This is a genomic window from Lysobacter humi (ex Lee et al. 2017) (assembly GCF_054781815.1).
Map to the genome: position 1 here is coordinate 91,208 of NZ_BAAGTR010000001.1, position 26,993 is coordinate 118,200.

22 protein-coding genes are annotated in these 26,993 nt (G+C 71.3%); 6 read left to right on the forward strand and 16 right to left on the reverse strand.

All coding sequences use genetic code 11. From position 1 onward, the window contains the following. The first annotated feature begins 171 nt into the window (after window positions 1-171). Entirely contained in the window at window positions 172-1,353 is a 1,182-nt protein-coding gene (locus tag ACYVJJ_RS00405) for a S8 family peptidase (protein ID WP_460830211.1), read from the forward strand. A gap of 64 nt (window positions 1,354-1,417) precedes the next feature. On the opposite strand, the gene ACYVJJ_RS00410 is transcribed toward ACYVJJ_RS00405, so the two are convergent. From ACYVJJ_RS00410 to ACYVJJ_RS00430, 5 genes are all read right to left on the reverse strand, one after another. After that, window positions 1,418-2,650 carry an ABC transporter permease gene (locus tag ACYVJJ_RS00410; protein WP_460830212.1) on the reverse strand — a complete coding sequence of 411 codons (1,233 nt, stop codon included), beginning with the start codon at window positions 2,648-2,650 and terminating at the stop codon, window positions 1,418-1,420. Next, window positions 2,647-3,417: an ABC transporter ATP-binding protein gene (locus ACYVJJ_RS00415; protein ID WP_460830214.1), complete on the reverse strand. Its 771-nt coding sequence runs from the start codon at window positions 3,415-3,417 to the stop codon at window positions 2,647-2,649. Before ACYVJJ_RS00415 ends, ACYVJJ_RS00410 begins: the two co-directional genes overlap by 4 nt. Next, entirely contained in the window at window positions 3,414-4,961 is a 1,548-nt protein-coding gene (locus tag ACYVJJ_RS00420) for an efflux RND transporter periplasmic adaptor subunit (protein WP_460830215.1), read from the reverse strand. Before ACYVJJ_RS00420 ends, ACYVJJ_RS00415 begins: the two co-directional genes overlap by 4 nt. Window positions 4,962-5,031: 70 nt before the next feature. Next, window positions 5,032-6,306: a sensor histidine kinase gene (locus ACYVJJ_RS00425; protein ID WP_460830218.1), complete on the reverse strand. Its 1,275-nt coding sequence runs from the start codon at window positions 6,304-6,306 to the stop codon at window positions 5,032-5,034. Window positions 6,307-6,318: 12 nt separating this feature from the next. Next, on the reverse strand, window positions 6,319-7,029 hold the full coding sequence (locus ACYVJJ_RS00430) for a response regulator transcription factor (RefSeq protein ID WP_027081995.1): 711 nt from the start codon (window positions 7,027-7,029) through the stop codon (window positions 6,319-6,321). 94 nt (window positions 7,030-7,123) lie between these two features. Between ACYVJJ_RS00430 and ACYVJJ_RS00435 the strand changes: the two genes are divergently transcribed. Next, a complete protein-coding gene (locus tag ACYVJJ_RS00435; RefSeq protein ID WP_460830219.1) occupies window positions 7,124-7,462 on the forward strand; it encodes a DMT family protein in 339 nt (112 codons plus the stop codon). 36 nt (window positions 7,463-7,498) lie between these two features. Here the strand turns inward: ACYVJJ_RS00435 and ACYVJJ_RS00440 are convergent, their stop codons facing one another. The 4 genes from ACYVJJ_RS00440 to nudE all read right to left on the reverse strand — a co-directional run bounded on the left by ACYVJJ_RS00440 (window position 7,499) and on the right by nudE (window position 10,204). Continuing rightward, complete coding sequence (locus tag ACYVJJ_RS00440) at window positions 7,499-7,810, reverse strand: hypothetical protein (protein WP_460830221.1); 312 nt, start codon at window positions 7,808-7,810, stop codon at window positions 7,499-7,501. A gap of 191 nt (window positions 7,811-8,001) precedes the next feature. After that, window positions 8,002-8,829 carry a nucleoside triphosphate pyrophosphohydrolase gene (gene mazG / locus ACYVJJ_RS00445; RefSeq protein WP_460830222.1) on the reverse strand — a complete coding sequence of 276 codons (828 nt, stop codon included), beginning with the start codon at window positions 8,827-8,829 and terminating at the stop codon, window positions 8,002-8,004. Further along, entirely contained in the window at window positions 8,826-9,662 is an 837-nt protein-coding gene (gene cysQ / locus ACYVJJ_RS00450) for a 3'(2'),5'-bisphosphate nucleotidase CysQ (protein ID WP_460830223.1), read from the reverse strand. The genes mazG and cysQ overlap by 4 nt, the downstream gene beginning before the upstream one ends. Continuing rightward, window positions 9,659-10,204, reverse strand: a complete 546-nt coding sequence (nudE, locus tag ACYVJJ_RS00455; protein ID WP_460830224.1) for an ADP compounds hydrolase NudE — start codon at window positions 10,202-10,204, stop codon at window positions 9,659-9,661. Before nudE ends, cysQ begins: the two co-directional genes overlap by 4 nt. Before the next feature lie 53 nt (window positions 10,205-10,257). Here nudE and ACYVJJ_RS00460 point away from each other — a divergent pair, with 53 nt between their 5' ends. Both ACYVJJ_RS00460 and ACYVJJ_RS00465 read left to right on the forward strand, forming a co-directional pair. After that, a complete protein-coding gene (locus ACYVJJ_RS00460; RefSeq protein ID WP_460830226.1) occupies window positions 10,258-11,691 on the forward strand; it encodes an adenosylmethionine--8-amino-7-oxononanoate transaminase in 1,434 nt (477 codons plus the stop codon). After that, window positions 11,682-12,419, forward strand: a complete 738-nt coding sequence (locus ACYVJJ_RS00465) for a 16S rRNA (uracil(1498)-N(3))-methyltransferase (RefSeq protein WP_460830227.1) — start codon at window positions 11,682-11,684, stop codon at window positions 12,417-12,419. Before ACYVJJ_RS00460 ends, ACYVJJ_RS00465 begins: the two co-directional genes overlap by 10 nt. A gap of 190 nt (window positions 12,420-12,609) precedes the next feature. Here the strand turns inward: ACYVJJ_RS00465 and ACYVJJ_RS00470 are convergent, their stop codons facing one another. From ACYVJJ_RS00470 to pilG, 7 genes are all read right to left on the reverse strand, one after another. Beyond that, window positions 12,610-13,371, reverse strand: coding sequence for a chemotaxis protein CheW (locus ACYVJJ_RS00470; RefSeq protein WP_460830228.1), 762 nt, complete (start codon window positions 13,369-13,371; stop codon window positions 12,610-12,612). Window positions 13,372-13,381: 10 nt separating this feature from the next. Then, window positions 13,382-14,899 carry a chemotaxis protein CheB gene (locus ACYVJJ_RS00475; protein ID WP_460830230.1) on the reverse strand — a complete coding sequence of 506 codons (1,518 nt, stop codon included), beginning with the start codon at window positions 14,897-14,899 and terminating at the stop codon, window positions 13,382-13,384. Next, a complete protein-coding gene (locus ACYVJJ_RS00480) occupies window positions 14,892-21,494 on the reverse strand; it encodes an Hpt domain-containing protein (protein ID WP_460830231.1) in 6,603 nt (2,200 codons plus the stop codon). Before ACYVJJ_RS00480 ends, ACYVJJ_RS00475 begins: the two co-directional genes overlap by 8 nt. 110 nt (window positions 21,495-21,604) lie before the next feature. Then, window positions 21,605-23,626, reverse strand: a complete 2,022-nt coding sequence (locus tag ACYVJJ_RS00485; protein WP_460830233.1) for a methyl-accepting chemotaxis protein — start codon at window positions 23,624-23,626, stop codon at window positions 21,605-21,607. Between the two features lie 31 nt (window positions 23,627-23,657). After that, on the reverse strand, window positions 23,658-24,209 hold the full coding sequence (locus tag ACYVJJ_RS00490) for a chemotaxis protein CheW (protein ID WP_460830859.1): 552 nt from the start codon (window positions 24,207-24,209) through the stop codon (window positions 23,658-23,660). Window position 24,210: 1 nt separating this feature from the next. Next, window positions 24,211-24,576, reverse strand: a complete 366-nt coding sequence (locus ACYVJJ_RS00495) for a response regulator (protein ID WP_460830235.1) — start codon at window positions 24,574-24,576, stop codon at window positions 24,211-24,213. A 19-nt stretch (window positions 24,577-24,595) separates the two neighbouring features. After that, a complete protein-coding gene (pilG, locus tag ACYVJJ_RS00500) occupies window positions 24,596-24,994 on the reverse strand; it encodes a twitching motility response regulator PilG (protein ID WP_460830237.1) in 399 nt (132 codons plus the stop codon). Between the two features lie 174 nt (window positions 24,995-25,168). Here pilG and gshB point away from each other — a divergent pair, with 174 nt between their 5' ends. Further along, entirely contained in the window at window positions 25,169-26,122 is a 954-nt protein-coding gene (gshB, locus tag ACYVJJ_RS00505; RefSeq protein ID WP_460830239.1) for a glutathione synthase, read from the forward strand. A gap of 1 nt (window position 26,123) precedes the next feature. Then, window positions 26,124-26,993, forward strand: a complete 870-nt coding sequence (locus ACYVJJ_RS00510; RefSeq protein WP_460830240.1) for an energy transducer TonB family protein — start codon at window positions 26,124-26,126, stop codon at window positions 26,991-26,993.

Genomic DNA, 26,993 nt, shown 5'->3' on the forward strand with positions numbered 1-26,993 from the left:
TTCACGCGCGCCTTCACATCAGGCGCACCGTGAAGACGCCTGCACATACGCAACCGTCCGGTTGACACGTTTTCGGCGCGCTTCGAACTCTCGCCGCGCCGCGAGCGAATCGCGGTGCGCGGCGCAGGAATGCGCGCGCCCACCGATCCATATCCCCCGAATGGAGTTCACATGATCAGCAAGCACGTCCTCGCCGTCGCCGTCACGTTCGTCCTCGGTACCACCGCAGCGACCGCCGGCGAGTTCGTCCGGGCCCAGAACCGGATCGAAGGCCAGTACATCGTCGTCTTCAAGCCCAGCAGCCTGCAGACGCCCGCTGGCGTCGCGCGCGCGCAGGGCCTTGCCATCGCCGCCGAGAGCGCCGCGGTGGACCTCGCCGCGCGCCATGGCGGCGGCGTGAACCACGTCTTCCGCAACGCCCTGCAGGGCTTCGTGCTGAAGGGCGACGAGCGCGTGGTCGCGCGCATGCTGAAGGACCCGCGCGTGGCCTTCATCGAGGAGGACGCCGTCGTCAGCGTGAACGCCACGCAGAGCGGCGCGACCTGGGGCCTGGACCGCGTCGACCAGCGCGATCGCCCGCTCAACGGCACCTACATCTACGACTACACCGGCGCCGGCGTGCGGGCCTACATCATCGACACGGGCATCCTGGCCAACCACTCGCAGTTCGGTGGCCGCGTGAGCTCGGGCTACACCGCCATCAACGACGGCCGCGGCAGCAACGACTGCAACGGCCACGGCACGCACGTGGCCGGCACGGTCGGCGGCTCCACCTACGGCGTCGCGAAGTCGGTCACGCTGGTGCCGGTGCGCGTGCTCGGCTGCAACGGCTCGGGCACCAACTCCGGCGTGATCGCGGGCATCGACTGGGTGCGCACGAACCACGTCAAGCCGGCGGTCGCGAACATGTCGCTCGGCGGCGGCGCGTCCTCGGCGGTCGACACCGCGGTGAACAACCTCAACGCGGCGGGCGTGACGGTGGTGGTGGCCGCGGGCAACGACAATTCGAACGCCTGCAACTACTCGCCGGCGCGCGCCTCGGGTGCGTACACGGTGGGCTCGACCACGAACACCGACGCGCGCTCGTCGTTCTCGAACTACGGCACCTGCGTGGACATCTTCGCGCCGGGCTCGTCGATCACCTCGGCCTGGTACACCAGCACGTCCGCGACCAACACCATCAGCGGCACGTCGATGGCCTCGCCGCACGTGGCCGGTGCCGCGGCGCTGTACCTGCAGCGCAGCCCGTCGGCGTCGCCGGCCACGGTGAAGAGCTGGCTGACGAACAACGCGACCACCGGCCGCGTCTCCGGCGAGAACGGCTCGCCCGACCGCCTCCTCTACTCGCGCTGATCGCAGCACGCGCCATGGACGGCGCATCGCGGAGGCGGCCTTCGGGCCGCCTCCGCCGTATCGGTCACTGCGAGCGCAGCGCCTCGATCGGATCGAGCCGCGACGCCTTGCGCGCCGGGTAGTAGCCGAAGAACAGGCCCGTCGCGATCGAGAAGCCCGCGGCGAGCAGGATCACCTGCGCGTCGAGCTTCGCGGGCAGTGCGCCGAACTTCTCCACCGCGAGCGCGCCGAGGATGCCGATCACGATGCCGAGCGCCCCGCCGATGAGCGAGATCAGCATCGCTTCGGCGAGGAACTGTCGACGGATGTCGCGCGGTCCCGCACCCACGGCCATGCGCAGGCCGATCTCGCGGATCCGCTCGGTCACCGACACCAGCATGATGTTCATGATGCCGATGCCGCCGACGATCAGCGAGATGCTCGCCACCGCGCCGAGCAGCAGGCTCATCAGCCGCGTGGCCTGCGTGCGCGTGGCGACGACCTCGGCGATGTTGCGCACGGAGAAGTCGTCCTCGTCGCCCGGCTGGATGCGATGCCGCTGGCGCAGCAGCGCCTCGATCTCGCCCTGCACGTAGGCGATGTCGTCCGCATTGGCCACGCCGACCGCGATCTGCTGCACCGCTCCGGGCGGTGCGCCCGTCGCGCCCATCAGCCGGCGCCGCGCGGTCTCGAGCGGTACCACGACCAGGTCGTCCTGGTCCTGCCCGAAGCCGCCCTGCCCCTTGGACTTCAACACGCCGGCCACCGTGAACGGCACGCGCCCGATGCGCACGGTCTGGCCGACCGCGTCCTCGTCGCCGAACAGCTCGCGGCGCACGGATTCGCCGAGCACCACCGACTTGCCGCCGCCGTAGTCCGACGCCTGCAGCCCCTCGCCGCTCGCGATTTCCCAGCCGTTGATCGCGAACCAGTCGGGCTGCACGCCCTGCCACTGCGTCGACCAGTTGGCCTCGGCATAGACCACCTGCGTGCCGCCACGCAGGCTCGCGGCCACGTACTGCACTTCCGGCAGCTCGGCCCGCACGGCGTCGGCGTCCTCCTCGGTGAGTGTCCAGTTCGAACCCGAGCCGGTGCGCACGCCGCCGAAGCCGCGGCCCGCGCCGGACATGATGTCGAGCCGGTTCGAGCCGAGGCCGGAGACGAGCTTGTCGATCTCCGCCTGCGTGCCCTGCCCGACCGAAACCATCACGATCACCGCGGCGATGCCGATGATCACGCCGAGCGAGGTCAGCGCACTGCGCAGCCAGTTGCCCCGCAGCGAATGCGTGGCGGTGCGGATCACTTCCCCGAGCTTCATCGCGGCGCTCCGGGCGCGGTCGGCGAGGCCGGGACGGCGACGCCCATCGCCTGCGCGACCTCCGCGAGGTGCGCCGCCTCGTCCGCGGTCTGCGTATGCAGTTCGCCATCGCGCATCACGAACACGCGGTCTGCATGCGCGGCGACCTCCGCATCGTGCGTGATCAGAACGATCGTGTGGCCCTCGTCGCGCAGGCGCTTGAACAGCGCGAGGATCTCCTCGCCGGTCTTCGTGTCGAGCGCGCCCGTGGGCTCGTCGGCGAGCAGCACGGGCGGGCGATTGATCAGGGCCCGGGCGATCGCCACGCGCTGCTGCTGGCCGCCGGAGAGCTCGCTCGGCCGATGGTGGACACGCGCGCCGAGCCCGACCGCCTCCAGTGCCGCCTGCGCGCGCGCCAGACGCTCGGCACGCGGGATGTCGGCATAGCCCAGCGGCATCGCCACGTTCTCCAGCGCATCGAGCCGGGTGAGCAGGTTGAAGCCCTGGAAGACGAAGCCGATCTTGTGCAGGCGCAGCTGCGCGCGCGCCTCGGCGTCCAGCGTGGCGACATCGATGCCGTCGCAGAGGTACGCACCCTCGCTGGGGGTATCGAGGCAGCCGATCAGGTTCATCAGCGTCGACTTGCCCGAGCCCGACGGCCCCATGATCGCGACGAATTCGCCGCGGTCGATGCGCAGGTCGACGCCGCGAAGCGCGACGACCTCCGCCTCGGTGCCCGCCGAATAGACCTTGCCGAGCCCGCGCGTCTCGATGACGGGCGTGCTCATTTTGTGGCGCGCTCGGTTCCGGTGATGACGACGTCGCCTTCCTTCACCGCGCCGGAGACCTCAGTGGAGGTGCCATCGCTCGCGCCGACGCGCACCGTCACGAGCTTCGGGCGGCCGTCGACGAGCAGGTAGAGCGGTGCGCGACGCGCGGCAGCGAGCTCCGTCAGGCCGACATCCCAGCGCTGCTGCTGCACGGGCGACAGCGTCGCGCGGAAGGCGGCGAACTGCTGGCCCATGCGCTCGACCATGCGCTGGCGGAACGCGCCGGCATCGCCGCCGTTGCCGCCCGCGCGGCGCTGCGCGCCACCGCCCGGCCCGCCGGGCCCACCGCCGAACAGCCGGCTCCCGCCCTCCCCGCCGCCCGGTGCGGCCGCCGTGCGCGCCTGCATCCGCTCGCGCATCTGGCCGAGCGCGGCATCGAAGGCCACGCGCTGCGCAGGCGAGAGCTGCAGCGAAGCCGCGAGGCGCTGCAGGTCCTCGGCCATGCCCATGCCGCCACCACGACCCGCGCCCGCGGGTGGCGCGCCGCCGCCCTGGGGCCCCGCTGCGTTGTCGGCGGGCTTGTAGCGCAGCGCGGCATTCGGCACGCGCAGCACGTTCGCCTTCTGGTTGACGACGATCTCGGCATTGGCGGTCATGCCGGGCAGCAATGCACCGTCGGCATTGTCGACGGCGATCACCACCGGATAGGTCACCACGTTGTTCGTCGTGGTCGCCGACAGCCGCACCTGCGCGACCTCGCCGACGAAGCGGCGCTCGGGGAAGGCATCGACCGTGAACGTCGCGCGCTGGCCCACCTTGACCTGGCCGATGTCGGCCTCGTCGACGGCGAGCTCGATCTGCATCTTCGAGAGGTCTTCGGCGAGCTTGAACAGTTCGGGCGCCTGCAGGCTCGCGGCGACCGTCTGGCCGGGCTCGACGGTGCGCGTGAGCACCACGCCATCGACCGGCGAACGGATCTCGGTGCGGCCGAGGTTGAGCCTCGTCGTGCGCGTGCCCGCCTGCTGCTGCGCGACCTGCGCGCGCGACGCCCCGAGCTGCGCGCGCGCCTGCTCGAGGTTCGCGCGGGCGAGGTCCACGTCGGCGCGGGCGATCAGCTGCTGCCGCCCCAGTTCGGCCTTGCGGCGGTAATCGGCTTCGGCATTGCGGAGCGCGGCCGCGGCCTGCGCCGCATTCGCCTGCGCGGCGTTGATCGCGGCGCTGCCCTGCGCGATCTGGGCCTCGAACGTGCTCGGATCGAGCCGCGCGAGCACCTGCCCCTTGCGCACGGTGTCGTTGAAGTCGACGAGCACGTCGGTGACGCGCCCGGAGATCTCGCTGCCGACCACCACCGTGGAGATCGCGCTCAGCGCGCCGGTCGAGGAGATGCTCACCCGGATGTCGCCACGCTCCACGCGCGCGGTGCGGAAGCCCGAGTCGGCCTCGTCCGGCACGCGTCCGCGCAGCCACCACGCGGCGAATGCGGCCGCAGCGAGGGCCACCAGCGCAGCGACCACGAAACGGCGGCGGGAGCGGCGGGGCGCGGCGGGCGGGGTCGGGGACATGGGCGCTCTGGACTCGAAAACGTGCATAACGCACGCCGCGGCGTGCGGTTGACGCGATGCGGGCGGGCGTTCAGCGCGCGAGGTGGATCGTCGCGACCGTACCGCGGCCGGGCGTGCTCGCGAGCTCGACCGGCCAACCGTAGCGCTCGCCCAAGCGGCGCACGATCGAGAGGCCGATGCCCATGCCGCCTTCGCGGTCGCGGTCCTCGCGGTAGAACGCGTCGAAGGCCTTGGCGATCGCTTCCTCCGACATGCCGACGCCCGTGTCGTGCACCTCGATCCGATCGTTCTCGATCACCACCTCCACCCGGCCGCGCTCGGTGAAGCGGATCGCGTTGCTGAGCAGGTTCCCGACCATCAGCGACAGCACGCGCCGCGGCGCGTCGATGTAGCCGCCGCCACGGTCGGTCACGAGCAGCTCGATCGGCTTGTCGCCCAGCAGCGTGCGCGCCGACTCGACCTCGTCGTCGACGACCTCGTGCACGTCGAAGCGCTCGCTCTCGGCTTCGATCTCGGCGTCGCGGGCCAGAATGAAGAAGGCGTCGATCACCGCCTGCATGTCGTGCCCGGCGCGCTGGATGCGGCCGACCGCACGATGCATGCGCGGCGGCAGTTCGGGGTCGGCGGCCATGATGTCGGTGGCCACGCGGATCACGGTGAGCGGCGTGCGCAACTCATGGCTGGCGTCGCGGGTGAAATGGCGCTCGCGCTCGATGTATTCGGCCACCCGGCCGGCGAGGCCGTTGAGCGCGCGGGCAAGCCGACGCACTTCGGTGCCGGCGTCGACCGGCAGGCGCTGCGGGCTCAGCGCACCGGCATTCGGCGCGCGCGGGTCCCAGTGCGCGACCACGCCCGCGAGCCAGCTCACCGGTGCGACGAGCCGCCTGGAGCTCCGGTAGGTGAGCCAGGCGGAGACGTACGTGACGAGCAGCGCGAGGAGCAGGCTGAGCCCGGCCGTCCAGACGATCGCGTTGTCGCTGAGGGTCGGGTTGAAGACGGTGACGAGCGTCCCCTGCCCGCGCTTCTCGACCAGCACCGCGGGACGTCCCCACAGCGGCAGGCGCAGCCCGGGCTCACGCGGCCGGTAGGCCGCAGGCACGGCCTCGAAGGCCCCGCCGGCCGGCACGAAGTAGGTCTGCATGCGGGAATTGCCCGGCAGGCCGACCGAGGCGTCGGCCTCGATCCGGCGCCACGTCTCGGCGGCCTCCTGCCTCACGCGCTCGCGCACGAGCACCTGCCGCACGCCGGTGGCGGCGGCGGCGATGCCGAGCGCCATCACCAGGCTGGCGATGAGCGCCTGGGCGATGAACGCGAGTTTGATCTTGCGGGGAAGCGCGTGCGGCATGGAGTCGCCGGATTACTCCGGCGGCTGCGAAATATCCGCGATGCGATAGCCGGCCGACTGCACGGTATGCAGGAGCTGCTTGTCGAAGGGCTTGTCGATCGTCTTGCGCAGGTTGTACAGGTGGCTGCGCAGCGTGTCGGAATCCGGGAGGCCATTGCCCCAGATCTCGCGCTCGATCTCCTGGCGGCTCACCACGCGGGGCGACTCGCGCATCAGGATCGTGAGCAGGCGCAGGCCGATCGGCGAGAGCTGCAGCTCGACGCCGCCGCGGGTCACGCGCAGGGAGGCCGGGTCGAGGACGAGGTCCGCCACCTTCAACACCTCGCCACCCACCTGGCGGCGTTCGCGGCGGATCAGGGCGCGCAGGCGGGCCTCGAGTTCCTGGATCGCGAAGGGCTTGGTCAGGTAGTCGTCGGCGCCGGCGGACAGGCCGGTGAGCTTCTCGTCGAGCGTGTCGCGCGAGGTCAGCATCAGCACCGGGGTCGACTTGCGCGCTTCCTCGCGCAGCCGCTTGCACACTTCCACGCCGTCCAGGCGCGGGAGCATCAGGTCGAGCACGAGCACGTCGTAGCTGTTCTCGGCGGCCAGCCGGTAGCCGTCGAGGCCGTCGGCAGCGTAGTCCACCTCGAAGCCGCGGCTCTCGAGGTATTCGCCCATCATCTCGGAAATGTTGCGGTTGTCCTCGATGATGAGCACGAGGCCGCCGTCGCGGTTGGTCTGCATGGTGGGAGCCCTCCTTCAGTTTTGTGAAAGGTGCCGCCTGCCCGGTCGAGGCGCCGTGAAGACGCCCGCATTCACTCAACTTCCCCTGACGACGATGAACGCCTACACCCTGCCCGTCCTGCTGCTGCTCGGCTCGAACCTCTTCATGACGTTTGCCTGGTACGGCCACCTCAAGTACCGCACCGCCCCGCTCGCACTCGCCATCGCGGCGAGCTGGGGCATCGCCCTGTTCGAATACTGCCTGATGGTACCGGCCAACCGGATCGGCAGCACCGTCTACAGCGCGCCGCAGCTCAAGGGGATGCAGGAGATCATCACGCTGCTGGTCTTCGCCGGCTTCTCAACCTGGTATCTCGACCAGCCGCTCAAGTGGAACCACTGGGCCGGTTTCGCGCTCGTCGTCGTCGCGGCCTGGCTCATCTTCCTCGACTGAGCGACCGCTGCGCCGTCGCGACACGCGTCGATCGCGCTACGGCAGCGTGAACTTGCGCATCGGCCGCAGCGGCCAGATCGACGTGAACTGCGCACCGCCCGCGTTGCGGAACGCCGCGGAGACGCCGTTCTCGACCCCGTGCCGTGCGAGCACGTCGCGCGCCTTGCGGAAGGCGACGCGTGGATCGGCCGCGAGCATGTAGATCACGATCTCCTTGGGCTTCACATCGTGGCCTTCGGTCTCGACGGCAGCGCCGAGCGCCGCCTTGAGGTCACTCTCCAGCGTGGCGAGGAAGCCCTCGTCCGCGAGCGCCTTGCGATAGAGCTTAATGACGAGCTGGTAGTCCATCGGGCGATTGTAGGTGGCGACCGGAAATGCCACGTGGAGCGGCCGGCACCGCAGGTGAGCGGCAACAGCGTGTGACACCGCGGATCGACCGATGCACGCCGTCTCGATCGACCGCTCGTCGCGAGCCCGGCAGGCCAGCGCCTTCGCGCGATACGCACATCTGCCGTCACCGTGCCCGCGACCCGCCGATCTCAGGCGTCGCGCTTTTCTTCCGCTTTCGCCCGCAGCCAGTACGCGTCCTGTGCGTCGAGACCCAGGCTTGCCAGGTCCACGCCATCGGCGGCCGCGAGGCGCTCCATCGCACGGAAGCGCCGCTCGAACTTCGCGTTCGCGCGACGCAGGGCCGCACCCGGGTCGACCTTGGCATGCCGCGCGAGGTTCGCCGCGACGAACAGCAGGTCGCCGAGCTCGTCCTCGAGGCGATCATGCGCCCCAGCCTCGCCTGCCGCGAGCGAGGCGAATTCCACGCGCACCTCGTCGATCTCCTCGTGCAGCTTGTCGATCACCGGCCCCGGGCCCGGCCAGTCGAAGCCGATCGTCGCCGCGCGCTTCTGCAGCTTCACCGCGCGCTGCCATTCGGGCAGGCCACGCGCGATGCCTGCGAGCACGGAGCGGTCGTCGTCGCCTGCCGCCTCGCGCTCACGGCGCTTGATGGCCTCCCAGCTCGCGGTCTGCGCCTCGGCGTCGGCGATGTCCGCATCGCCGAAGACATGCGGGTGGCGGCCCACCATCTTGTCGACGATCGCGGCCACCACGTCGCGGAAATCGAACGCGCCGCGTTCCTCGGCCATGCGTGCGTGGAAGACGACCTGGAGCAGCAGGTCGCCGAGCTCGCCGCGCAGGTCGTCGAGGTCCGCGCGCTCGATCGCGTCGGCGACCTCGTAGGCCTCCTCGATCGTGTACGGCGCGATCGTCGAGAAGGTCTGCTGCAGGTCCCACGGACAACCGCGCTGCGGATCGCGCAGGCGCGCCATCACCGCGAGCAGCGTGTCGATGTCGCGCGGATCGCCTGCGCTCATGCGCGTGGCGCGATGCGGTTCGCGGCCTCGGCCCAGTCGGCCCACGGCAACGCCGTGTCGCCGACCGCCACGAAGTCGCCGTTGAGCAGTGTGTCGCGCTGGTTGTAGCGCAGCGGCCGGCCGCGCGGATCGACCACGCGCCCGCCGGCGCCTTCGAGGATCGCCTGCCCCGCGGCCGTGTCCCATTCGCAGGTCGGGCCGAACCGCGGATAGAGGTCCAGGCCGCCCTCGGCGATGCGACAGAACTTGAGCGACGAGCCGAGGTTGAGCTGCTCCACGTCGCCACGCTCACGCGCGACGGCGTCGATGAAGGCCTCGCTTCGGCCGTCGCGATGGGAGCGGCTCGCGGCGATGCGCAGCGGCGGCTGGGCCGTGCGCACGGCGATCGTGCGGTCGATCGCCTGCGCCTGCTCGCGACGGAAGGCACCGAGGCCGGGCCCGCCGTGCCAGGCGACGCCGGTGACCGGCGCCTGGATGACGCCCCATACCGCGACACCATGCTCGACCAGCGCGATGTTCACGCTGAACTCGCCGTTGCGCTTGACGAACTCGCGCGTGCCGTCGAGCGGATCGACGATCCACAGGCGCGGCCAGCTGCGGCGGATGTCCGCCGCGACCTTGTGCTCGGCCTCCTCGCTGAGCACCGGGATGTCGGGCGTGAGGCGCGAGAGGCCGTCGGCGATGCAGCGGTGCGAGGCGAGGTCGGCCTGCGTGAGCGGCGAGGCGTCGGTCTTGCGCTCGACGTCGAAATCCTCGCCGTAGACCACGAGGATCTCGCGCGCGGCGGCGTAGGCGAGCGCGATGACGTCCTCGCGCAGGGTGGGATCGATCATGCCGGGCGCCTAAGCCATTCGCGGGCGATGAACAGTGCCGCGATGGAGCGGCCTTCGGAAAACTCGTCGCGCAGGACCAGCTGGCCGAGGTCGTCGAGCTTCCAGGGCACCACGTCGAGCGGCTCGGGCTCGTCGCCCGCCAGCCGCTCCGGATAGAGGTCGCGTGCGATCACCAGCTGCGCGGCATGCGACATGTAGGTCGGCGCCAGCGTGAGCTCGCGCAGGCGCAGCAGCGAGCGCGCGCCGTAGCCGGCTTCTTCCTTGAGCTCGCGGTCCGCGGCCTGCTCGGGTGTCTCGCCGGCGTCGATGCGGCCCTTGACCAGGCCGAGCTCGTAGCGGTGGAAGCCCGCGGCGTATTCGCGCACCAGCAGCACGGTGTCGTCGTCGAGCATCGGCACGACGATCACCGCGCCATGCCCGCGCCCGTGCAGCCGCTCGAACTGGCGGCGCTCGCCGTTGCTGAACTCGAGGTCGAGCCGCTCCATGCGGTACGGGCCGGCCTCGTGCTCGGTGATGCGGTGGATGGTCGGCAGCGTCTTCATGCCGTCGCGCCCGGACGCGACGCCGCGACGCGAAGCCGCGGGATAATGGCGGGATGGACAGGTTCGATCACGATGCCGCGATGCTAGCAGAGCCCCGCGAAAGCCCCGCCGACGCCTGGCGCCGCCGCGACCTCGCGGTGCTGTGGCATCCGTGCACGCAGATGCGCGAACACCCCGACGTGCTGCCGCTGCTGCCGGTGGCGCGCGGCGAGGGCGAATGGCTCGTCGGCATGGACGGGCGGCGCTATCTCGATGCGGTGTCGAGCTGGTGGACCTGCATCCACGGTCATGCGGAGCCGCGCCTGGCCGCCGCGCTCGCGAAGCAGGCGTCCACGCTCGAGCACGTGATCCTCGCCGGCTGCTCGCATGCGCCGGCCGTCGAGCTCGCCGAGCGCCTGCTCGCGATCGCGCCGCGCGAGGCCGGGCGCGCCCCGCTCGCGAAGGTCTTCTATGCCGACAACGGCTCGGCGGGCGTCGAAGTGGCGCTGAAGATGGCCTTCCACTGGTTCCGCAACCGCGGCGAGGACCGGCGCACGAAGTTCGTGGCGCTCGAGAACGGCTACCACGGCGAGACGCTCGGCGCTCTCGCGGTGGGCGACATCCCGCTGTATCGCCGCGTCTACGCGCCGCTGCTCGCCGAGGCACTGTTCGCGCCGTCGCCCGACGCATTCCTCGCGGTGCCGGGTGAGACCGCGGAAGAGCGCGCCCACCGCGCGGCCGACGCACTCGGCGCGCTGCTCGACCGCCACGGCGGCGATGTCTGCGCCTTGATCCTCGAGCCGCTCGTGCAGTGTGCGGGCGCGATGCGCATGCACCATCCGGCCTACCTGCGCCGCGTGCGCGAGCTCTGCGATGCGCACGGCGTCTTCCTGATCGCCGACGAGATCGCGGTCGGCTTCGGCCGCACCGGCACGATGTTCGCGTGCGAGCAGGCCGGTATCGCGCCGGACCTGCTCTGCCTGTCGAAGGGCCTGACCGGTGGCGCGATGCCGCTCGCGGCGGTGCTCGCCACGCAGGCGATCTTTGATGGTTTCCTCGACGATTCGCGCGAGCGCGCGTTCCTGCATTCGCACAGCTATACCGGCAATCCGCTCGCCTGCGCCGTCGCGCTCGCCTCGCTGGATATCTTCGAAGCCGACGGCGTACTGGAGCGCAACCGCGCGACGAGCGCGGCGATGGCGCGGCTCGCGGCGCCGTTGCGCGCGCATCCCGCCGTGATCGACGTGCGGCAGACGGGGATGATCGCCGCGATCGAGATGGCGCCGGGCGCCGTGCCCGGCGCGGACGGCGTCGCGCGCGAAGCGCCGGGCCGTCGTGGCCTGCATGCGTATCGCGCGGCGCTCGACCGCGGCGTGCTGCTGCGCCCGCTCGGCGACGTGCTGTACTGGATGCCGCCGTACTGCATCGGCGAGGAAGCGCTCGCGCAGCTCGGGCGCGTCACCGCCGAGGTGATCGACATCGCCGCGATGGAGGTTCCATGCGCCTGACCCGCGTGCACATCCCGCAGCCGCTCGCCGAGGGCGCGGAGGTCGTGCTCCCCGAAGGTCCGGCCGCGCACCTCACGCGCGTGCTGCGACTTGCCGTCGGCGATGCCTGCGTCGCCTTCAATGGCGACGGCCACGACTACGCGGCGACGCTCGCGAGCGTGGGCAAGCGCGAGGCACGGCTGCGCATCGGCACGGCGAGTCCGGTCCACCGCGAATCGCCGCTCCGGCTCGTGCTGCTGCAGGGCGTCGCCCGCGGCGAGAAGATGGACCTGATCCTGCAGAAGTCGACCGAGCTGGGCGTGCACGGCGTGCGGCCCGTGTGGTCGCAGCGCAGCGACGTGCGGCTGGACGAGGCGCGCGCCGCCAAGCGGCTCGACCACTGGCGTGGCGTGGTCGCCTCGGCCTGCGAGCAGTGCGGACGTGCCGTCGTGCCGGACGTGACCGCACCGGTTCCGCTCGCCGCGGCGCTCGCCGCGCTGCCGCCGGGCATCCGCGGCCTCTGGCTGGATCCATCGGGTGCACACGCATTGCAGGCGATGCCGGCGCCCGGCGAGGCGGGCCTGTGCCTCGCCGTGGGACCCGAAGGGGGCTGGTCGCCGCTCGATCGCGAGCAATTGCAGGCCGCCGGGTTCGAAGGCCTGCGCCTGGGTCCGCGCATCCTGCGCACGGAAACCGCGGGACTCGCGGCCATCGCCGCGCTGCAGGCGCGTTTCGGCGACTGGGGCTAGGACGGGCGACCGAGGCGGGATGAACGACGGAGTTTGCGTCCGGTCCGACCGCGGACGCATTGCAGCCGAGTTCATTGCATTCGGCGCGCCGGGCGAGTGCACGCCGCGCCGCCGACAAGGCACGCCCCCGTCTTTCAAAACGACGACGGCCACCCGGAGGCGGCCGTCGACGACATTGAGAATTCGACGCTCAGGCCGCGTCGCGCGCCTCGCGGGCCTCGCGCAGCTTCGCCTCGATCTGCAGCAGATCCGGCAGCAGTGCGGGCTCGTCGTTGAGGCGCACCAGTGCCTGCACGCCGGCGGGCAGCTCGCCCTCGGCGGCCTCCACCTCAAGCGCGGCGCGCGACACCGTGACCAGGCGCGGAAAGCCCTGCGTCAGCACGGCGAAGAACGGCAGCCTGCGATCGCCACCGAGCGCCTTGAGCACGATGACCTTGCTACCGAAGCCCGGACGCTCCTGCCCCAGCCCCGCGAACTGCGAAAAGGCCACGAGCGGCAGTGACCAGCCGCGCCAGCGCAGGCGGCCCAGCATCCAGTCGGCGGCATCGGCCTCGCGCTCGGGCTCGGCGTAGGAGAGCACCTCGGCGATCGTCGCGTTCGGCAGCAGCAGGCGGCCGCCGGCCACCTGGATGAGCACGCCGCGGATGTCGCCCGACTCGTGCGTCGCCCAGGACGGCACCAGTGCGGGCGTCGGCGGGGCGTCCTGCGGCGCGTCGACCGCGACCGGGGCGGCATGCGCGCGCTGCGAGCGGTCGGCGGAGGCCGCCTGTGCGAGCGCGGCCTCGACGACCGGGGCGGCCGCCGCATGGATCTCGGCGTCGGCCTGCGCCTCGGCGGCGATGTCCTCGCTCATCTCTTCGAGCACGGCGTCCAGCGACGGCGCGGTGCTCCCGGGCGACGCGGTAGGGGCCGGAGCGGGGGCGGGACGGCGATTGCGCTTCTTCTTCGACACGGTGGACCTCTCAGGAACTCCAGCGCCCGTCGAGCTGGCGGGCGAGTTCGGACGGCAGCGCACGCATCGCGCCCCGCTCGGCCACGGCCGTGGCCGCGGCGGCGTCGTAACAGCCCTCGTCCGTCTGCGCGCCCACGAAGGCACCGCGCTGGCGGAGTGCGGTGATCTCGTTCGCGAGCGCCGGATCGGCGCCGCTGAGAACGATCACCGCCGATTCGCCGGCGGGCAGGCGATCGAGCAGCGACGCACCGCCATCGGCGACGAAGACGAGACCGCCGGTGTCCGCGAGGCCGACGTCGTCGCCGAGGATGTAGACGTGGCCCGGCAGCACCGGTCCACCCGCGTCGGCGAGGGCGACGGGCAGCGACGTGGCGCGCTGCATCTGCGCGACAAGCTTGTCGTAGCGCGCGCCGTCGAGGCGCTGGCGGATGAGCACCGCGCGGCCGAAGCCTGCGGGCAGTCCGCCGAGGAACTGGCGCACCGCGTCGGGCCCGCCGATGCCGGCGAGCACGAGGACCGCGCCGGGCGCGCCGCGCGCCGGAATCGCGGACGAGGCGTCGGCGCCCGGCGTGACCGCCGCGGCCGACGCGAACGCCGAGCCGGGCGCGGGCGCGTCGTCGACCAGGCTCAGCGACGAGATGCGGCGCTCGAGGTCGTCGAGGTCCGCAGAGAAGCGCGCACCACCGGCCGCTGCGCCACCCACGGGGGCGACGTCGTCGGCGAGGCTGAGCTCGCCGAAGCCGCCGGTAGCAGCTTCATTCGCCTGCCCGGTCGCCGCCCGCGTGGTTTCCGCGGCCTCGGTGACGTCGAAGGATTCGACCAGCCCACCGTCCCAGTCGGTCGCCGGCAGCGGTGCGGGTTCCGGCAGTTGCGCGTCGAGCTCGGCGAGCAGCGGATCGAAGTCACTCGCCGCGAAATCCGGGCCGGTCACCGGCGGCAGCGCGGCACCACCGGCGCCTTCGAGCTCGAGGCCCTCGAGCGTCAGCACGAAATCGCCGGACGGCTCCAGCGCGGCCTCGGCGGCGACAGGGTCGAAGATGGAGAAATCGCTGCCGCCCGCGGGCGCCTCGATCGGCTCGGCCGCGACGAGCGGCGGCAGGCCATCCTCGTCGCTCGCGATCAGGTCCTCGAGCTGCACGGACAGCGGATCGACGGCGGCGACGACACCTGCGCCAGCGACGGGCGGCAAGACATCGCCGCGATGCAGCAGCTTGGCAGCCAGATGCCGGCGCCAGCGCGCGGCTTCCCAGCCTTCGCGCGCGGCGGCGATCTCGGCCTCCTCGAACATCACCTCGATGCCGGGATCGGCCAGCACGTCGTCGAGGCGGCCGAGCGCGTCCTCGGCGACCGCGTCGAGCACCACCATGACCACGCGCGGCGCGGCGCTGCGGATGGCATCGGGCTCGACGCTCGCCGGATCGGCCTCGACGACCACGTCGGCACCGATCTCCAGCAAGGCGCCGCGCACGCAGTCGCGGGCGGTGCCGGCGCGGGCGAGCAGGGCGACGCGGGGAGTGGTGTCATTCATGCGCGGTGACCAGTCCGAGCAGCTCGTTGACGTTGCGCATCAGCTCCGGCTCCTGGTACGGCTTGCCCAGGTAACGGTTGACGCCGAGGTCGAAGGCGCGCTGGCGATGCTTGTCGCCGGTACGCGAGGTGATCATCACGATCGGCACGTTGCGAAGGCGCGGATCACTCTTCATCGCCTGCGCGAGCTCGTAGCCGTCCATGCGCGGCATCTCGATGTCGAGCAGCATCAGGTCCGGCACGACGTCGGCCATGCGCTCGAGCGCGTCGATGCCGTCCTTCGCCGTCGCCACTTCGAAGCCGTGGCGCTCGAGCACGCGGCCGGTGACCTTGCGCATCGTGACCGAGTCGTCGACCACCATGACCAGCGGCACGACGCGCTTCTCGACCTGCGGCAGCACCGGCTGGTAGTCGCGCGGCAGCGTGGCCTGGCGGCGCACCAGCGGCGCGACGTCGAGGATCACGACGACGCGACCGTCGCCCATGATCGTCGCGCCGAAGATGCCCGGCACCGAGGCGACCTGCGGGCCAACCGGCTTGACCACGATTTCGCGATTGCCGATGACCTGGTCGACGGTGACCGCGGCGCGCAGTTCGCCGGCGCGGACGAGGATCAGCGGGATCTGCAGCAGGCCTTCAGCCTTCGCCGAGGCGCCGCCGAGCAGGCGTCCGAGGTCGTGGACCGCGTAGTCCTCGCCGCCGTAGCGGAAGGTACCGCCGTCCTCGCTCTCGATCGCCTTGGCGAGGTCTTCGCGGGAGATGCGGCCGACGCCGCGCACCGACGCGATCGGCACCGCGAAGTTCGTCTCGCCGATGCGCACGAACACCGCCTGGGTGACCGCGAGCGTCTGCGGCAGGCGCAGGGTGAACGTGGTGCCGCGGCCCTGCTCGGTGCGGATGTCGATCGTGCCGCCGAGCTGGCGCACTTCCGATGCGACCACGTCCATGCCGACGCCGCGACCGGCGAGGCGGCTGACCTCGTCGGCCGTCGAGAAGCCCGGCTCGAAGATCAGCATGTCGAGGTCGGACTGCGCGAGCGGTGCGTCCTCGCGGATCAGGCCGCGCTCGATGCCGCGGCGACGGATCGCCTCGCGGTCGAGGCCGCGGCCGTCGTCGCCGACTTCCAGCACGACTTCCGAGCCTTCGCGGCGGACCGCGATGCGGATCGTGCCTTCCTCGGGCTTGCCGGCGGAACTGCGCTGCTCCGGCGCTTCGAGACCGTGCGCGACGGCATTGCGGAGCATGTGCTCCAGCGGCGCCGTCATGCGCTCGAGCACGTTGCGGTCGAGCTCGCCCTGCGTGCCCTCGAGCTTGAGCACGACGTGCTTGCCGAGCTCGCCGGACGCCTGGCGGACCACGCGGCGCAGACGCGGCAGCAGGCCGTCGAACGGCACCATGCGCGTGCGCATGAGGCCTTCCTGCAGCTCGGACGAGACACGCGACTGCTGGAGCAGCAGCGTCTCGTACTGGCGGGTCAGGTCGTCGAACGTGTTCTGCAGCGACGTCTGGTCGGCCGCGGACTCCGAAAGTGCGCGGGTCAGCTGCTGCAACGTGGAGAAGCGGTCGAGCTCGAGCGGATCGAACGTGCGCTCGGCGACGTCCTCGCGCTGGTAGCGGGCGACGATCTGCGCTTCCGTCTCGATCTCGAGGCGGCGCAGCTGGTCACGCATACGCGTGTTCGTCGCTTCCATTTCGCCGATGGCGGAGCGGAACGCGCCGAGCTGCTGCTCCAGGCGGGCGCGGTAGATCGCGACCTCGCCGGCGTAGTTGACGAGCCGGTCGAGCAGGTCGGCGCGGATGCGCACCTGCTCCTGCGGCGCGCGGATCGCGATGTCGTCCTCGTCGCCGAGCACCGGCTGGTCGCCGATCGGCGCGGACAGCGGCTTGAGCTCCGCAACCGGTGCCGGCACTGCAGGCACCGACGGCGCGATCGCCTCGAGCATCGACGCCGGCAGGCGCTCGCCACGTGCCCGGGCTTCGAACATCGCGATCAGCGCGAGCGGCATGCCGATCGCACGACGCTCGCCGACGCGGGTCACCATGCCGTGCAGGCGGTCGAAGCCGCGCTCGAGCAGCGGCACGCCGTCGCGGCCGAGCTCGCCGCGGTGTTCGACGACCGACTCGAGCAGCGATTCCATGACGTGGCCGAGCTCGCCGACCGGCATGATGCCGGCCATGCGTGCGCCGCCCTTCAGCGTGTGCAGGTCGCGCTGCAGGCCGACCAGCGTGTCGCGGTCGTCCGGCTGCTCGCGCAGGCGGGCCAGCAGGCTGTCGGAATGGTCGAGGAGGTCGACGCCCTCCTCCACGAAGATGTCGACGAGTTCGGGGTCGAGGCCGGTGAGGTCGAGTGCCTCGTCCGGATCGGCTTCATCGCTGACGCTGGGCGGCAGCGCATCACCCGACTGCACAGCGGCGGCCGCGGCCGCGATGGCGGTGCGCACCTGCTCGGCCATGCGCTGCTCGGCGGCGATGCGCTCCACGCGCTCGGCCTCGGCGCGCTGCGCCTCGATCCGGGCCTGTTCTCGGCGTTCGGCCTCGAGACGCTCCTGCTCCAAGCGCTCCGCCTCGCGGCGCTCGGCCTCGATGCGCTCGCGTTCGACGCGCTCCGCCTCCAGGCGAGCCTGCTCCGCGGCAGCACGCTCGGCTTCGATGCGCGCCGCTTCTTCTGCGGCGAGACGCTCCGCTTCGGCCTGTTCCGCAGCGATGCGCTCGGCTTCGGCGCGCTCGGCTTCCTCGGCGGCGAGGCGCTCGGCTTCGACACGCGCGGCTTCTTCGGCGGCAACCCGCTCGGCTTCGGCGCGGGCGGCTTCCTCCGCTGCCACACGCTCGGCTTCCTCCGCGGCGAGACGCTCGGCTTCGAGACGCGCCTGCTCGGCGGCTTCGGCCTCGGCCTGCTCCGCCGCGACGCGCTCGGCCTGCAGACGCGCAGCCTCTTCGTCCGCGAGGCGTTGCAGCTCGGCTTCCTCGGCCCGGCGCACGGCGTCCGCCTGCTCGGCGGCAACCCGATCGGCCTCGGCACGTGCGGCGGCTTCGGCGGCTTCGCCAGCAAGACGCTCCGCCTCGGCTTCCTCAGCAGCAAGGCGTTCGGCCTCGGCGCGCTCGGCCTCCTCCGCGGCAAGGCGCTCGGCCTCGATGCGTCCGCCTTCGTCGGCATCCGCATGCTCGGACCCGTCGACGGCGGCCGCGTTGCCCGTCACACCCGTGACGTCGACCGCGGCGCGCGCCGCTTCCTCGGCGAGGCGCTCGGCCTCCACCCGCGCCGCGGCCTCGTCGGCGAGGCGACGGGCTTCGATCTCTTCGGCCTCGAGGCGTGCCTGCTCGGCCGCCTGACGCTCGGCTTCGGCCTGCTCGGCGGCCACACGCTCGGCTTCGGCCTCCGCGAGACGCTCCTGCTCGATGCGTTCGGCCTCCGCGCGGGCGGCTTCTTCCGCCGCCAGGCGCTCGGCGTCGACAAGCGCCGCTTCTTCCTCGGCCAGACGCGCCGCCTCGGCCTGCTCGGCCGCGATGCGCTCCTGCTCGACGCGCTCGGCCTCGACGCGCGCGGCTTCCTCGGCCGCCAGACGCTCGGCCTCCGCCTGTTCGGCGGCGATCCGCTCCTGCTCGATACGTTCCTGTTCGGCGCGCTCGGCTTCCGCGCGCTCGGCTTCGGCCTGCGCGGCTTCGAGCTGCAGGAAGTCGGCCTCGGCGGACGGATCCTCGACCGGTGCCATCCGCGCATCCGGCAGGCTGTCACGCAGCGCGGCGATGCGCCCGGCGAGGCCTTCGAAATGCGGCACGTGCGGGCGCTCGGCCTGCAGCGTGGCCAGCGTGGTGCGGATCGCGTCGGCGACCTCGCCGATTGCCGCGACGCCGTCCGCGCTCGGGGCGGTGCCCGAGGCGAGCAGGCGCTTCACGTACGTCTCGGCCGGGCCGGTGACCGCCGGGATCACCGGCACCTCGGTCATCGCGAACGCGCCGTTGAGCGTGTGGATCGCGCGCTGCAGGCGGTCTTCGACGCGCTGCGGCTGGCGACGCGCCGTCTCGAGCCACGCGTCGATCGTCGCGAGGTGGCCGTCGACCTCGGTGGCCAGAATCTCGAGCAGCACCGGATCGACGTAGGCGGGCTCGCCCGCATCGGCCGTGATGACGACGGGGGCTTCGAGGACCGGCGCCACCGTTTCCGCAATCGCGATCTCTTCGACCACCGGCGCGGCCGGCAGTGCGGCGGCCGGCGTGTAGAAGGCTTCCTCGCCCGCGGCGACGCGGTCCGCGACCGCCTCGATGCCCGCGAGGTCGGCGCGTACCGACGCCGTGCCCGCAAGCGCGGCATGGAATTCCGGCAGCGTGCTAGCGGCGCGGTCGACGATCGCCATTACCGCCGGCGAGGCCGGCCGCGTGCCGTCGAGCACGCGGTTGAGCATGTTCTCGACCTTCCAGCTGAACTCGCCGAGCACCTTGGCGCCGACGAGGCGGCCGCTGCCCTTGAGCGTGTGGAAGACACGACGGATCGGCCGCAGCCGGTCGTTGTCCTGCGGCGCCGCGCGCCACTCGGGCATCAGCGTCGCGAGGTTGTCCATCTCCTCCGACAGCTCCTCGAGGAAGACCTCGCGGATGTCGTCGTCGATGTCGGCATTCGCCTCGAAGCCACCGAAGACGGAGCCGTCGGCTGGCACCGCGTCGACCTCGGCGATCGGGCTGACGGCGTCCAGGGCGGCAACGTCCACCACGGGCGACTCGTGCACGACGGGCGTGTCCTCGTCGCGCGCCTGCAGGTCGACGACGGCGAGCGACTGCGCGATCTCGGCGAGCAGCGCGTCCTCTTGGGCATCGTGCTCAAGGCCGTTGTCCTCGGCCTCGTGCACGGCTTCGGCGATCGCGGCATCGACCGCGGGCTCGGCGGCGAGAGGCGCCTCGATCGGCGGCTCGGCGTCGGCGGCGTCGACGCTCGCGCCACCCGGCATCGGCCAGAAGTCGAGCGATTCGAGGCTGGTGCGCGCGATGTCGAGCATGCCCTCGCGGTTCGGGCGCTGGTCGCGCAGGGCTTCGAGGTAGTACTCGAGGCTCGCCAGCGCATCGGCCAGGGCGTCGAGCTCGACGCTGGTCGGCACGTGGTGGCGATCGACGAGGCGCTGCTGCGTGTAGCGCGCGACGGCGACGAGGTATTCGGCCGGATCGGGCAGGTTCACCATGCGCATCGCGCCGGCGACCTCCTCGAGCAGGCGCGGCACTTCCGCGAGCTCGGCATGGTCCCAGCCGGTCTCGACGAAGGCGACGAACGACTGGCGGGCGTCGCCGAAGTTGGCGATGGCCTCGCGCACGACGATGTCGAGCACCTTGCGCGACTCGCGGGCGAGTGCGTCGCCGCTGTCGTCCTCGGCCTGGTCCAGCCCGAGGCGGGCGACCTGGTCGTCGAGCGAAGCATCGACATAAAGAAGCGCGCCGGCGATGTCGAGCAGCGCGTGCTCGTCGGCGGGGCGGCGGCCGTGCACGACGTCGGCCATCGCGTCGCGCTGCTGCATCACCACGCCACGCGCCACGCCGAGGCCCATCATGCCGAGCGTGTCGCCGATCTGCGTCAGCGCGTCGACCTGCGGGCGCAGCTCGGCGACTTCGATGCGACCGGTGCGCAGGTGGATGTCGAGCGCGTCCTTGACGCGCATCAGGTCTTCCTTGATCGCCGCCGACACGGTGTCGAGTAGCGCGCGATTGCGGCCGCTGAGCGAGCCGCGTGCATGCGCGATCTCGCTGTCGGTCGCGCGGATCGCGTCGAGTTCGAAGGTGGCACGCAGCTCGTCGAGGCGCGCATGGCCCGCCGGCGCGTGGGCGACGTGATAGAGCACCTGGCGGGTCGGCTCGCCGGTGAGGTCGCCCGTCGACAGGGTCGCGCCCTCGCCCGCGTCACGGAATGCACGCTCCACGGCCGAGAACGCCTGGCGCAGGCCCCGTTCGGGCGCCAGTGCACCGTCGGCGACGGCCGCGGCGGCGCCGGAGGCGACCCACAGCATGCGCTGCACGGCTTCGCCCTGGGCCGCCTGGGTGAGCTCGTCGAGCGCGGCGGCGAGCCCGGCCGGATCGGCGGGTGCACCCTCTTCGGGCCATGCAGCCAGCGCGTCGGCAAAGCGCGTCGCCGCGGCGCGGGCGTCACCGCCCTGCGCCGAGGGCGCCGGGACCGGCCGCTCGATATCCGGTGCGAACAGCACGCTCTCGCTGAGTCCCACCTCGCCGCGCGCCTCGCGCAGCTCGTTGAGCAGCGGCAGCAGCACGATCGGGATGTCCCGATGCCCGCCTTGCAGGCGCTCCAGGTAATCGGGGAGTTGCACGACGCCGCGCAGCAGCGCCGCACAGGCCTCGTCACGATCGGTGACGGCCGCGTTCTGCAGCGCGACGGCGAGCTGTTCCATCTCCGACGCGACCATCGACGGCGCGTCGAGCTCGATCATGTGCAGCGTGCCGTGCACCTGGTGCAGGAACGCGGCACAGGCGCGCATGCGCGCGGTGTCCGACGGGTTGTCGAGGTAGGCCTCGATCTCCTGCCGGGCCTGCCGGAGGGTCTCGTCGATTTCCGGCTTGATCCAGCCGAGTGTGGTCGTATCGATCACTTCGCGCATCGCGATCATCGTGCACCTCGCGCCTCGGCGCGCGCACGGCGTCCCGATCCGTCAGGGAAAAGGGACATCGTGCCGCAGCAGCCAGGTGCAACCAGGTTCATTCGCAGGTCCGTCGGGGGTCAGGCCGGCAGCTTGAAGTCGGCGACCGAGCGGCGCAGGTCGGCGGCGAGCTGCGCGAGGTTTCCAATCGAGGCCGCCGTCTGGCTGGCGCCCTGCGAGGTCTGCGCGGTAATGGACTGAATCGAGGTCATCGTCTGGGTGATGCTCGACGCGGCGTGGGACTGCTGCTGCGCGGCCTGCGAGATGCCCTGAATGAGGCTCGAGAGGTCGGTCGAGACCTTTTCGATCTCGCCCAGCGCGGTACCCGCGTCCTCGGCGAGGCGCGCACCGGAGACGACTTCCGAGGTCGTCTGCTCCATCGAGCTGACGGCTTCGTTGGTATCGCTCTGAATCGTCTGGACCAGCGTCTCGATTCGCTTCGTCGCGTTGGACGCGCGCTCCGCGAGTCGCTGCACTTCGTCGGCGACGACCGCGAAGCCGCGGCCCGCTTCGCCGGCCGAGGCCGCCTGGATCGCGGCGTTCAGCGCGAGGATGTTCGTCTGCTCGGAGATGTCGTTGATCAGTTCAACGATCGAGCCGATTTCCTGCGAGCTCTCGCCGAGGCGCTTGATTCGCTTCGACGTCTCCTGGATCTGGTCACGGATCGAGTCCATGCCGGCGATCGTCTGGCGCACCACGCCCGCACCCTTCGCGGCGATCTGCACCGAGCGCTGCGCCACCTCCGCGGACTCGGCGGAGTTCTTCGAGACCTGGTCGATCGAGAGCGCGATCTCGTTGATGCGCTCGGAGGCCGAGCCGATCTCCTGCGCCTGGTGTTCGGCGGCTTCCGCGAGCTGCATGGCGGTGGCCTGCGTCTCCTGCGCGCTGGCCGCGACCTGTACCGAGGTGTCGGTGATCGTCTGCACGAGGCTTCGCAGCTGCTCGACCGCGAAGTTGATGGAGTCCGCGATCGCGCCGGTCATGTCCTCGGTGACCGTCGCCTTCACCGTCAGGTCGCCTTCTGCGAGCGAACCCATCTCGTCCAGCAGGCGCATGATGGCCTCCTGGTTACGATCGTTGAGTTCCTTCGTGGTCTGGTAGCGGCGCTGCTGCTGCTTGTTGAGCGAGTACAGCAGGCCGACGATCGCGAGCAGCGCAGCGGCGCCCGAGATGATCGAGACGAGCACGTGGCCGAGCGGGTTCGTGCTGGTCACGGAGCCGAACGAGGTGAAGGCCTGGAACAGGTCCTTCGAGTCCTGCAGCAGCTCGTCGGAGTCGCTCGTGATGGCCGCTGCCGCGGTCTGCGCGCCGATGAGGTTGCGCGACGACGCGGTGATCGCGTCGAGGTCGGCCTTCATCGTCTTCCACTGCGTCTCGGCCTGGCCGAGCTGCGCGAGCGCGCCGCCGCTGGTGAGCGGGACGATCTGGTTCGCAGGGTCACCCTTGCGCAGGCCCGTGAGCACCGCCGAGAAGAGGTTCGCGTCGCGCGCCAGCGAGTCGGAGGCGATCTGCGCACCCGGGCCACCGCTGCGGATTTCCGCGATGCGGCGCGCCATCGTTCCCGACATGACGACCTGGCGCAGCGCGATGTAGACCTGCGAGGCGGGCGAGCCGGAGGCCGACATCGCGCGGACGAGCTCGTCGAGCGTGGCCTGGAACTTCGGCAGGTTGCGCGAGAACGAGTCGGCACGTCCGGCCAGCTCGGTGATCGCCTTTTCGGATTCGAGCAGCTGGTCGGCGTTCTTCTCGATCGGTGCCCAGCGCTGGGTCACCTCGCCGATCGACCCGGAGACACCGGCGGCGTCGCCGTAGCCGGCGTTGAGCTTCTCGACCGCCTGGTCGATCTGCGTCTTGGTGCCGCGGAAGCGCTCGAAGGCCTCGGGCTTGCCGCTCAGCGCGTCCTGGCCCTGCACCGCGAGCTGCTGCGAGAGCACCTGCAGGTCCGATGCCGACGTACTGGCACCGCCGAGCTTGGCGGCCTTCCACGTCGCATAGCCCGTGTTGGCGGCGAACACCAACACCGAGACGCCCAGCACCGTGAGCCAGGTGTTGACGCCGATGTTGCGTCCCTTGCCGGCGACGGAGTCCATAACAGTGCTCATCGTAAACCTCGGTCTGTTGCTCTATGGGCCGTCAGATGGCGGCTTGTCGGAATTCGGGGGTGCGGGCGAGCCGGTCGAGGCTGAAGACGCCCCAGAGGTGCTCGCCCAGGCGATAGGTGCGGTCGACGAAGTGCGCGTAGCGGCCCTGCGCGACCTGCCCGACGACCTCGTCGTCCTCGACGAGCTGCTGGTCGGTGAAGGAGCGCTGGCCGAACAGCTCGTCGACCAGCACGGCGACGTCGCCGCCCGGCTGGCGTACGAGCAGCACGCGCAGGTTCTCGTGGAACACGGTGCGCTCGCCTTCGAGGAACTGCTTCATGTCGACGATCGGGAGCAGCTGGCCGCGCAGGTTCGCCACGCCGAGCATCCACGGCTGCGTGCCGGGGACGTGCGTGATCGGCGGGACGGTGAGGATCTCGCGGACTTCGCCGAACTCCGCGGCGAGACGTCGGCTGCCGATGCGGAAGCCGACGCCGCGCCACAGGCCGGGCGCGTCGAGCTGCTCCGGCAGGCCCGCGACGTGCGCGAGCGAGCGGCGCTCGTAGTCGACGAGCACGTCGAACGGGCTCATCGCGACGGTCATGTCAGGCACCCAGCAGTTCGTTGATGCGCGAGATCAGCTCGTCCTCGCGCGGCGGTTTGACGATGTAGTCCTTGGCGCCCTGGCGCAGGCCCCAGGCCTTGTCGGTCTCCATGCCCTTGGTGCTCACGATCAGCACGGGAATGGCCTTGGTATCGGCATCGCGCGAGAGTGCGCGCGTGGCCTGGAAGCCGTTCATGCCGGGCAGGACGACATCCATGAGGACGAGGTCGGGCCGCTCGCGGCGACAGGCCTCGATGCCGTCCTCGGCGCTGCCCGAGGTCAGGACCTGGTGGCCGTTGCGCTCGAGCAGCTGGGTCATGACCGCCGATTCGGTCGGCGAGTCTTCGATCAACAGGATGCGTGCCATGGAATGCCCTACCCCCCGGTCAGGCGGTGACGTGCTTGCGGATCGCGTCGAGCAGTTCCTCGCGCGTGAATGGCTTGGTGAGGTACTGCTCGGAGCCGACGATGCGACCGCGGGCCTTGTCGAACAGGCCGTCCTTCGACGACAGCATGATCACCGGCGTGCCCTTGAAGCTCTGGTTGTTCTTGATGAGCGCGCACGTCTGGTAACCGTCCAGCCGCGGCATCATCACGTCGACGAAGATGATCTGGGGCTGCTGGTCGGCGATCTTCGCCAGCGCCTCGAAGCCGTCCGAGGCGGTCACCACGTCGCAGCCCTCGCGCTTGAGCAGCGTCTCGGCCGTCCGGCGAATGGTCTTCGAATCGTCGATGACCATGACCTTCAGACCGCCCAAGCTGCCGTTGCGGGCGTCGTCCTGCATTCCAATTTCCCCCAGCGCCACGAAACCGGTGGCGCGTAAAGCCTTTATTTCAAGCCCCGCCATAGCTGTCAAGCAGGCATTTTTGGTCACTACAAAGCTGAAGAACTGGCAATTTGCGTCAGGTGGCGCCAGCCCCCGCTGATACCATCGGCCGACCCCGCCACGGCTTGAGCCATGCCCCTCGACATCGTCGTCGTGATGGATCCGATCGCATCCATCAAGATCGCCAAGGACTCCACGTTCGCCATGCTGCTGGAAGCGCAGCGCCGGGGACACCGGCTGCTGTACGTGGCCCCGGGCGGGCTCGGCATCGCGCATGGTCGTGCCACGGCACGCGTCGCGTCACTGAACGTCGCCGACAACGCGAGCGGATGGTTCGAACTGGGAGACGCATCACACGTCGAGCTGGGCGCCGGTCACGTCGTCCTGATGCGCAAGGACCCGCCGGTCGACGAGCAGTACATCCACGACACCCAGATTCTCGGGATCGCGCAACGGGCCGGTGCGCTCGTCGTCAACGACCCGCAGGGCCTGCGCGACTACAACGAGAAGCTCGCCGCCCTGCTCTTCCCCGAGTGCTGCCCGCCCACGCTGGTGAGCCGCGACCCGGGCGAGCTGAAGCGCTTTGTGGGCGAGCACGGGCAGGCGGTGCTCAAGCCGCTCGACGGCATGGGCGGCCGCTCGATCTTCCGGGCGCAGGCCGGCGAGGCGAACCTCAACGTGATCCTCGAGACGCTCACCGACGGCGGCGTGCGCCAGACCATGGCCCAGCGCTACATCCCGGAGATCACCGACGGCGACAAGCGCATCCTGCTGGTGGACGGCGTGCCGGTGGACTTCTGCCTGGCGCGGATCCCGCAGGGCGACGAGTTCCGCGGCAACCTCGCCGCCGGCGGCCGCGGCGAGGGCCGCCCGCTGACCGAGCATGACCGCTGGATCGCCGCGCAGGTAGGGCCCGAGATGAAGGCGCGCGGGATGGTTTTCGTCGGGCTCGACGTGATCGGCGGCTACCTGACCGAGGTCAACGTGACCAGCCCCACCTGCATCCGCGAACTCGACGCCCAGTTCGGGCTCAACATCGCCGGACTGCTGTTCGACGCCATCGAGGCGCGCGTCGCGCAGGCCTGACGTGAGCGCGCTGACCGGCCCCCAGGACGCGCCTCCGCGCCGGCTCGGCGCGGCCCTGGCGCTGTCCGCGGCGCTGCATGCGGGGCTTCTGCTGGGGGTCGGCTTCGCACCGGAGGCCGCGGCGCCGGTGGTGCCGACGCTGGATGTCATCTTCACCGAGACCCAGAGCGCGTTGACGCCGAAGCAGGCCGACTTCCTCGCGCAGGCGAGCAACGTCGGCGGCGGCGAGCACGAGAAGACCAACCGCCCGCGCGAGGCGCAGAGCGGGCCGGCGCCGCAGGAGGAGCCGGGCGTCGCGCCACGCGAGCTGCGTGCGCAGTCGCCTGCGCCGTCGCCCCCGCCTACTGCCCGCGTCGCGAGCTCGATGCGCGGCGAGACGGTCGCGCCCCAAGCGCGCCAGGTGCCCACGCCGAGCGCGAACCCGCTGCCGCCCGGCCCGGAGAAGATCGAACGCGACATGCGCATGGCGCGGCTCGCGGCGGAGATCCACCTGCGCTCGCAGCGCTATGCCAAGCGCCCCAAGCGCAAGTTCGTCTCGGCGAGCACGCAGGAGTACACCTGGGCCGGCTACCTGCGCGAGTGGGCCGACCGCGTGGAGCGCGTGGGCACGACGAATTACCCGCCCGAGGCGCTCCGCCGCCGCCTCACGGGGCAGGTGGTGATCACCATCGCGATCCGGCGCAACGGCAGCGTCGAGCGCGCCGACATCGTGCAGTCGAGCGGCATCCCGGTGCTCGACCAGGCGGCAATGCGCATCGCACGGCTCGCCGAGCCCTATGCGCCGCTGCCGCGTACGACCGAGGACCCGGACATCCTGCACGTCACGCGGACGTGGATCTTCAGCCCGGACGGCACGCTCGACGACGAGTGA

What these genes read in the sequence shown, in the direction of transcription:
- ACYVJJ_RS00460 (WP_460830226.1), top strand. Translation starts at nt 10,258, where the DNA reads ATGGACAGGTTCGATCACGATGCCGCGATGCTAGCAGAGCCCCGCGAA.
- ACYVJJ_RS00420 (WP_460830215.1), bottom strand. Translation starts at nt 4,961, where the DNA reads ATGTCCCCGACCCCGCCCGCCGCGCCCCGCCGCTCCCGCCGCCGTTTC.
- ACYVJJ_RS00490 (WP_460830859.1), bottom strand. Translation starts at nt 24,209, where the DNA reads ATGACCGTCGCGATGAGCCCGTTCGACGTGCTCGTCGACTACGAGCGC.
- gshB (WP_460830239.1), top strand. Translation starts at nt 25,169, where the DNA reads ATGCCCCTCGACATCGTCGTCGTGATGGATCCGATCGCATCCATCAAG.
- ACYVJJ_RS00475 (WP_460830230.1), bottom strand. Translation starts at nt 14,899, where the DNA reads ATGAATGACACCACTCCCCGCGTCGCCCTGCTCGCCCGCGCCGGCACC.
- ACYVJJ_RS00430 (WP_027081995.1), bottom strand. Translation starts at nt 7,029, where the DNA reads ATGCAGACCAACCGCGACGGCGGCCTCGTGCTCATCATCGAGGACAAC.
- ACYVJJ_RS00440 (WP_460830221.1), bottom strand. Translation starts at nt 7,810, where the DNA reads ATGGACTACCAGCTCGTCATTAAGCTCTATCGCAAGGCGCTCGCGGAC.
- cysQ (WP_460830223.1), bottom strand. Translation starts at nt 9,662, where the DNA reads ATGATCGATCCCACCCTGCGCGAGGACGTCATCGCGCTCGCCTACGCC.
- ACYVJJ_RS00495 (WP_460830235.1), bottom strand. Translation starts at nt 24,576, where the DNA reads ATGGCACGCATCCTGTTGATCGAAGACTCGCCGACCGAATCGGCGGTC.
- ACYVJJ_RS00425 (WP_460830218.1), bottom strand. Translation starts at nt 6,306, where the DNA reads ATGCCGCACGCGCTTCCCCGCAAGATCAAACTCGCGTTCATCGCCCAG.
- ACYVJJ_RS00435 (WP_460830219.1), top strand. Translation starts at nt 7,124, where the DNA reads ATGAACGCCTACACCCTGCCCGTCCTGCTGCTGCTCGGCTCGAACCTC.
- pilG (WP_460830237.1), bottom strand. Translation starts at nt 24,994, where the DNA reads ATGCAGGACGACGCCCGCAACGGCAGCTTGGGCGGTCTGAAGGTCATG.
- mazG (WP_460830222.1), bottom strand. Translation starts at nt 8,829, where the DNA reads ATGAGCGCAGGCGATCCGCGCGACATCGACACGCTGCTCGCGGTGATG.
- ACYVJJ_RS00480 (WP_460830231.1), bottom strand. Translation starts at nt 21,494, where the DNA reads ATGATCGCGATGCGCGAAGTGATCGATACGACCACACTCGGCTGGATC.
- ACYVJJ_RS00405 (WP_460830211.1), top strand. Translation starts at nt 172, where the DNA reads ATGATCAGCAAGCACGTCCTCGCCGTCGCCGTCACGTTCGTCCTCGGT.
- ACYVJJ_RS00465 (WP_460830227.1), top strand. Translation starts at nt 11,682, where the DNA reads ATGCGCCTGACCCGCGTGCACATCCCGCAGCCGCTCGCCGAGGGCGCG.
- ACYVJJ_RS00485 (WP_460830233.1), bottom strand. Translation starts at nt 23,626, where the DNA reads ATGAGCACTGTTATGGACTCCGTCGCCGGCAAGGGACGCAACATCGGC.
- ACYVJJ_RS00410 (WP_460830212.1), bottom strand. Translation starts at nt 2,650, where the DNA reads ATGAAGCTCGGGGAAGTGATCCGCACCGCCACGCATTCGCTGCGGGGC.
- ACYVJJ_RS00415 (WP_460830214.1), bottom strand. Translation starts at nt 3,417, where the DNA reads ATGAGCACGCCCGTCATCGAGACGCGCGGGCTCGGCAAGGTCTATTCG.
- nudE (WP_460830224.1), bottom strand. Translation starts at nt 10,204, where the DNA reads ATGAAGACGCTGCCGACCATCCACCGCATCACCGAGCACGAGGCCGGC.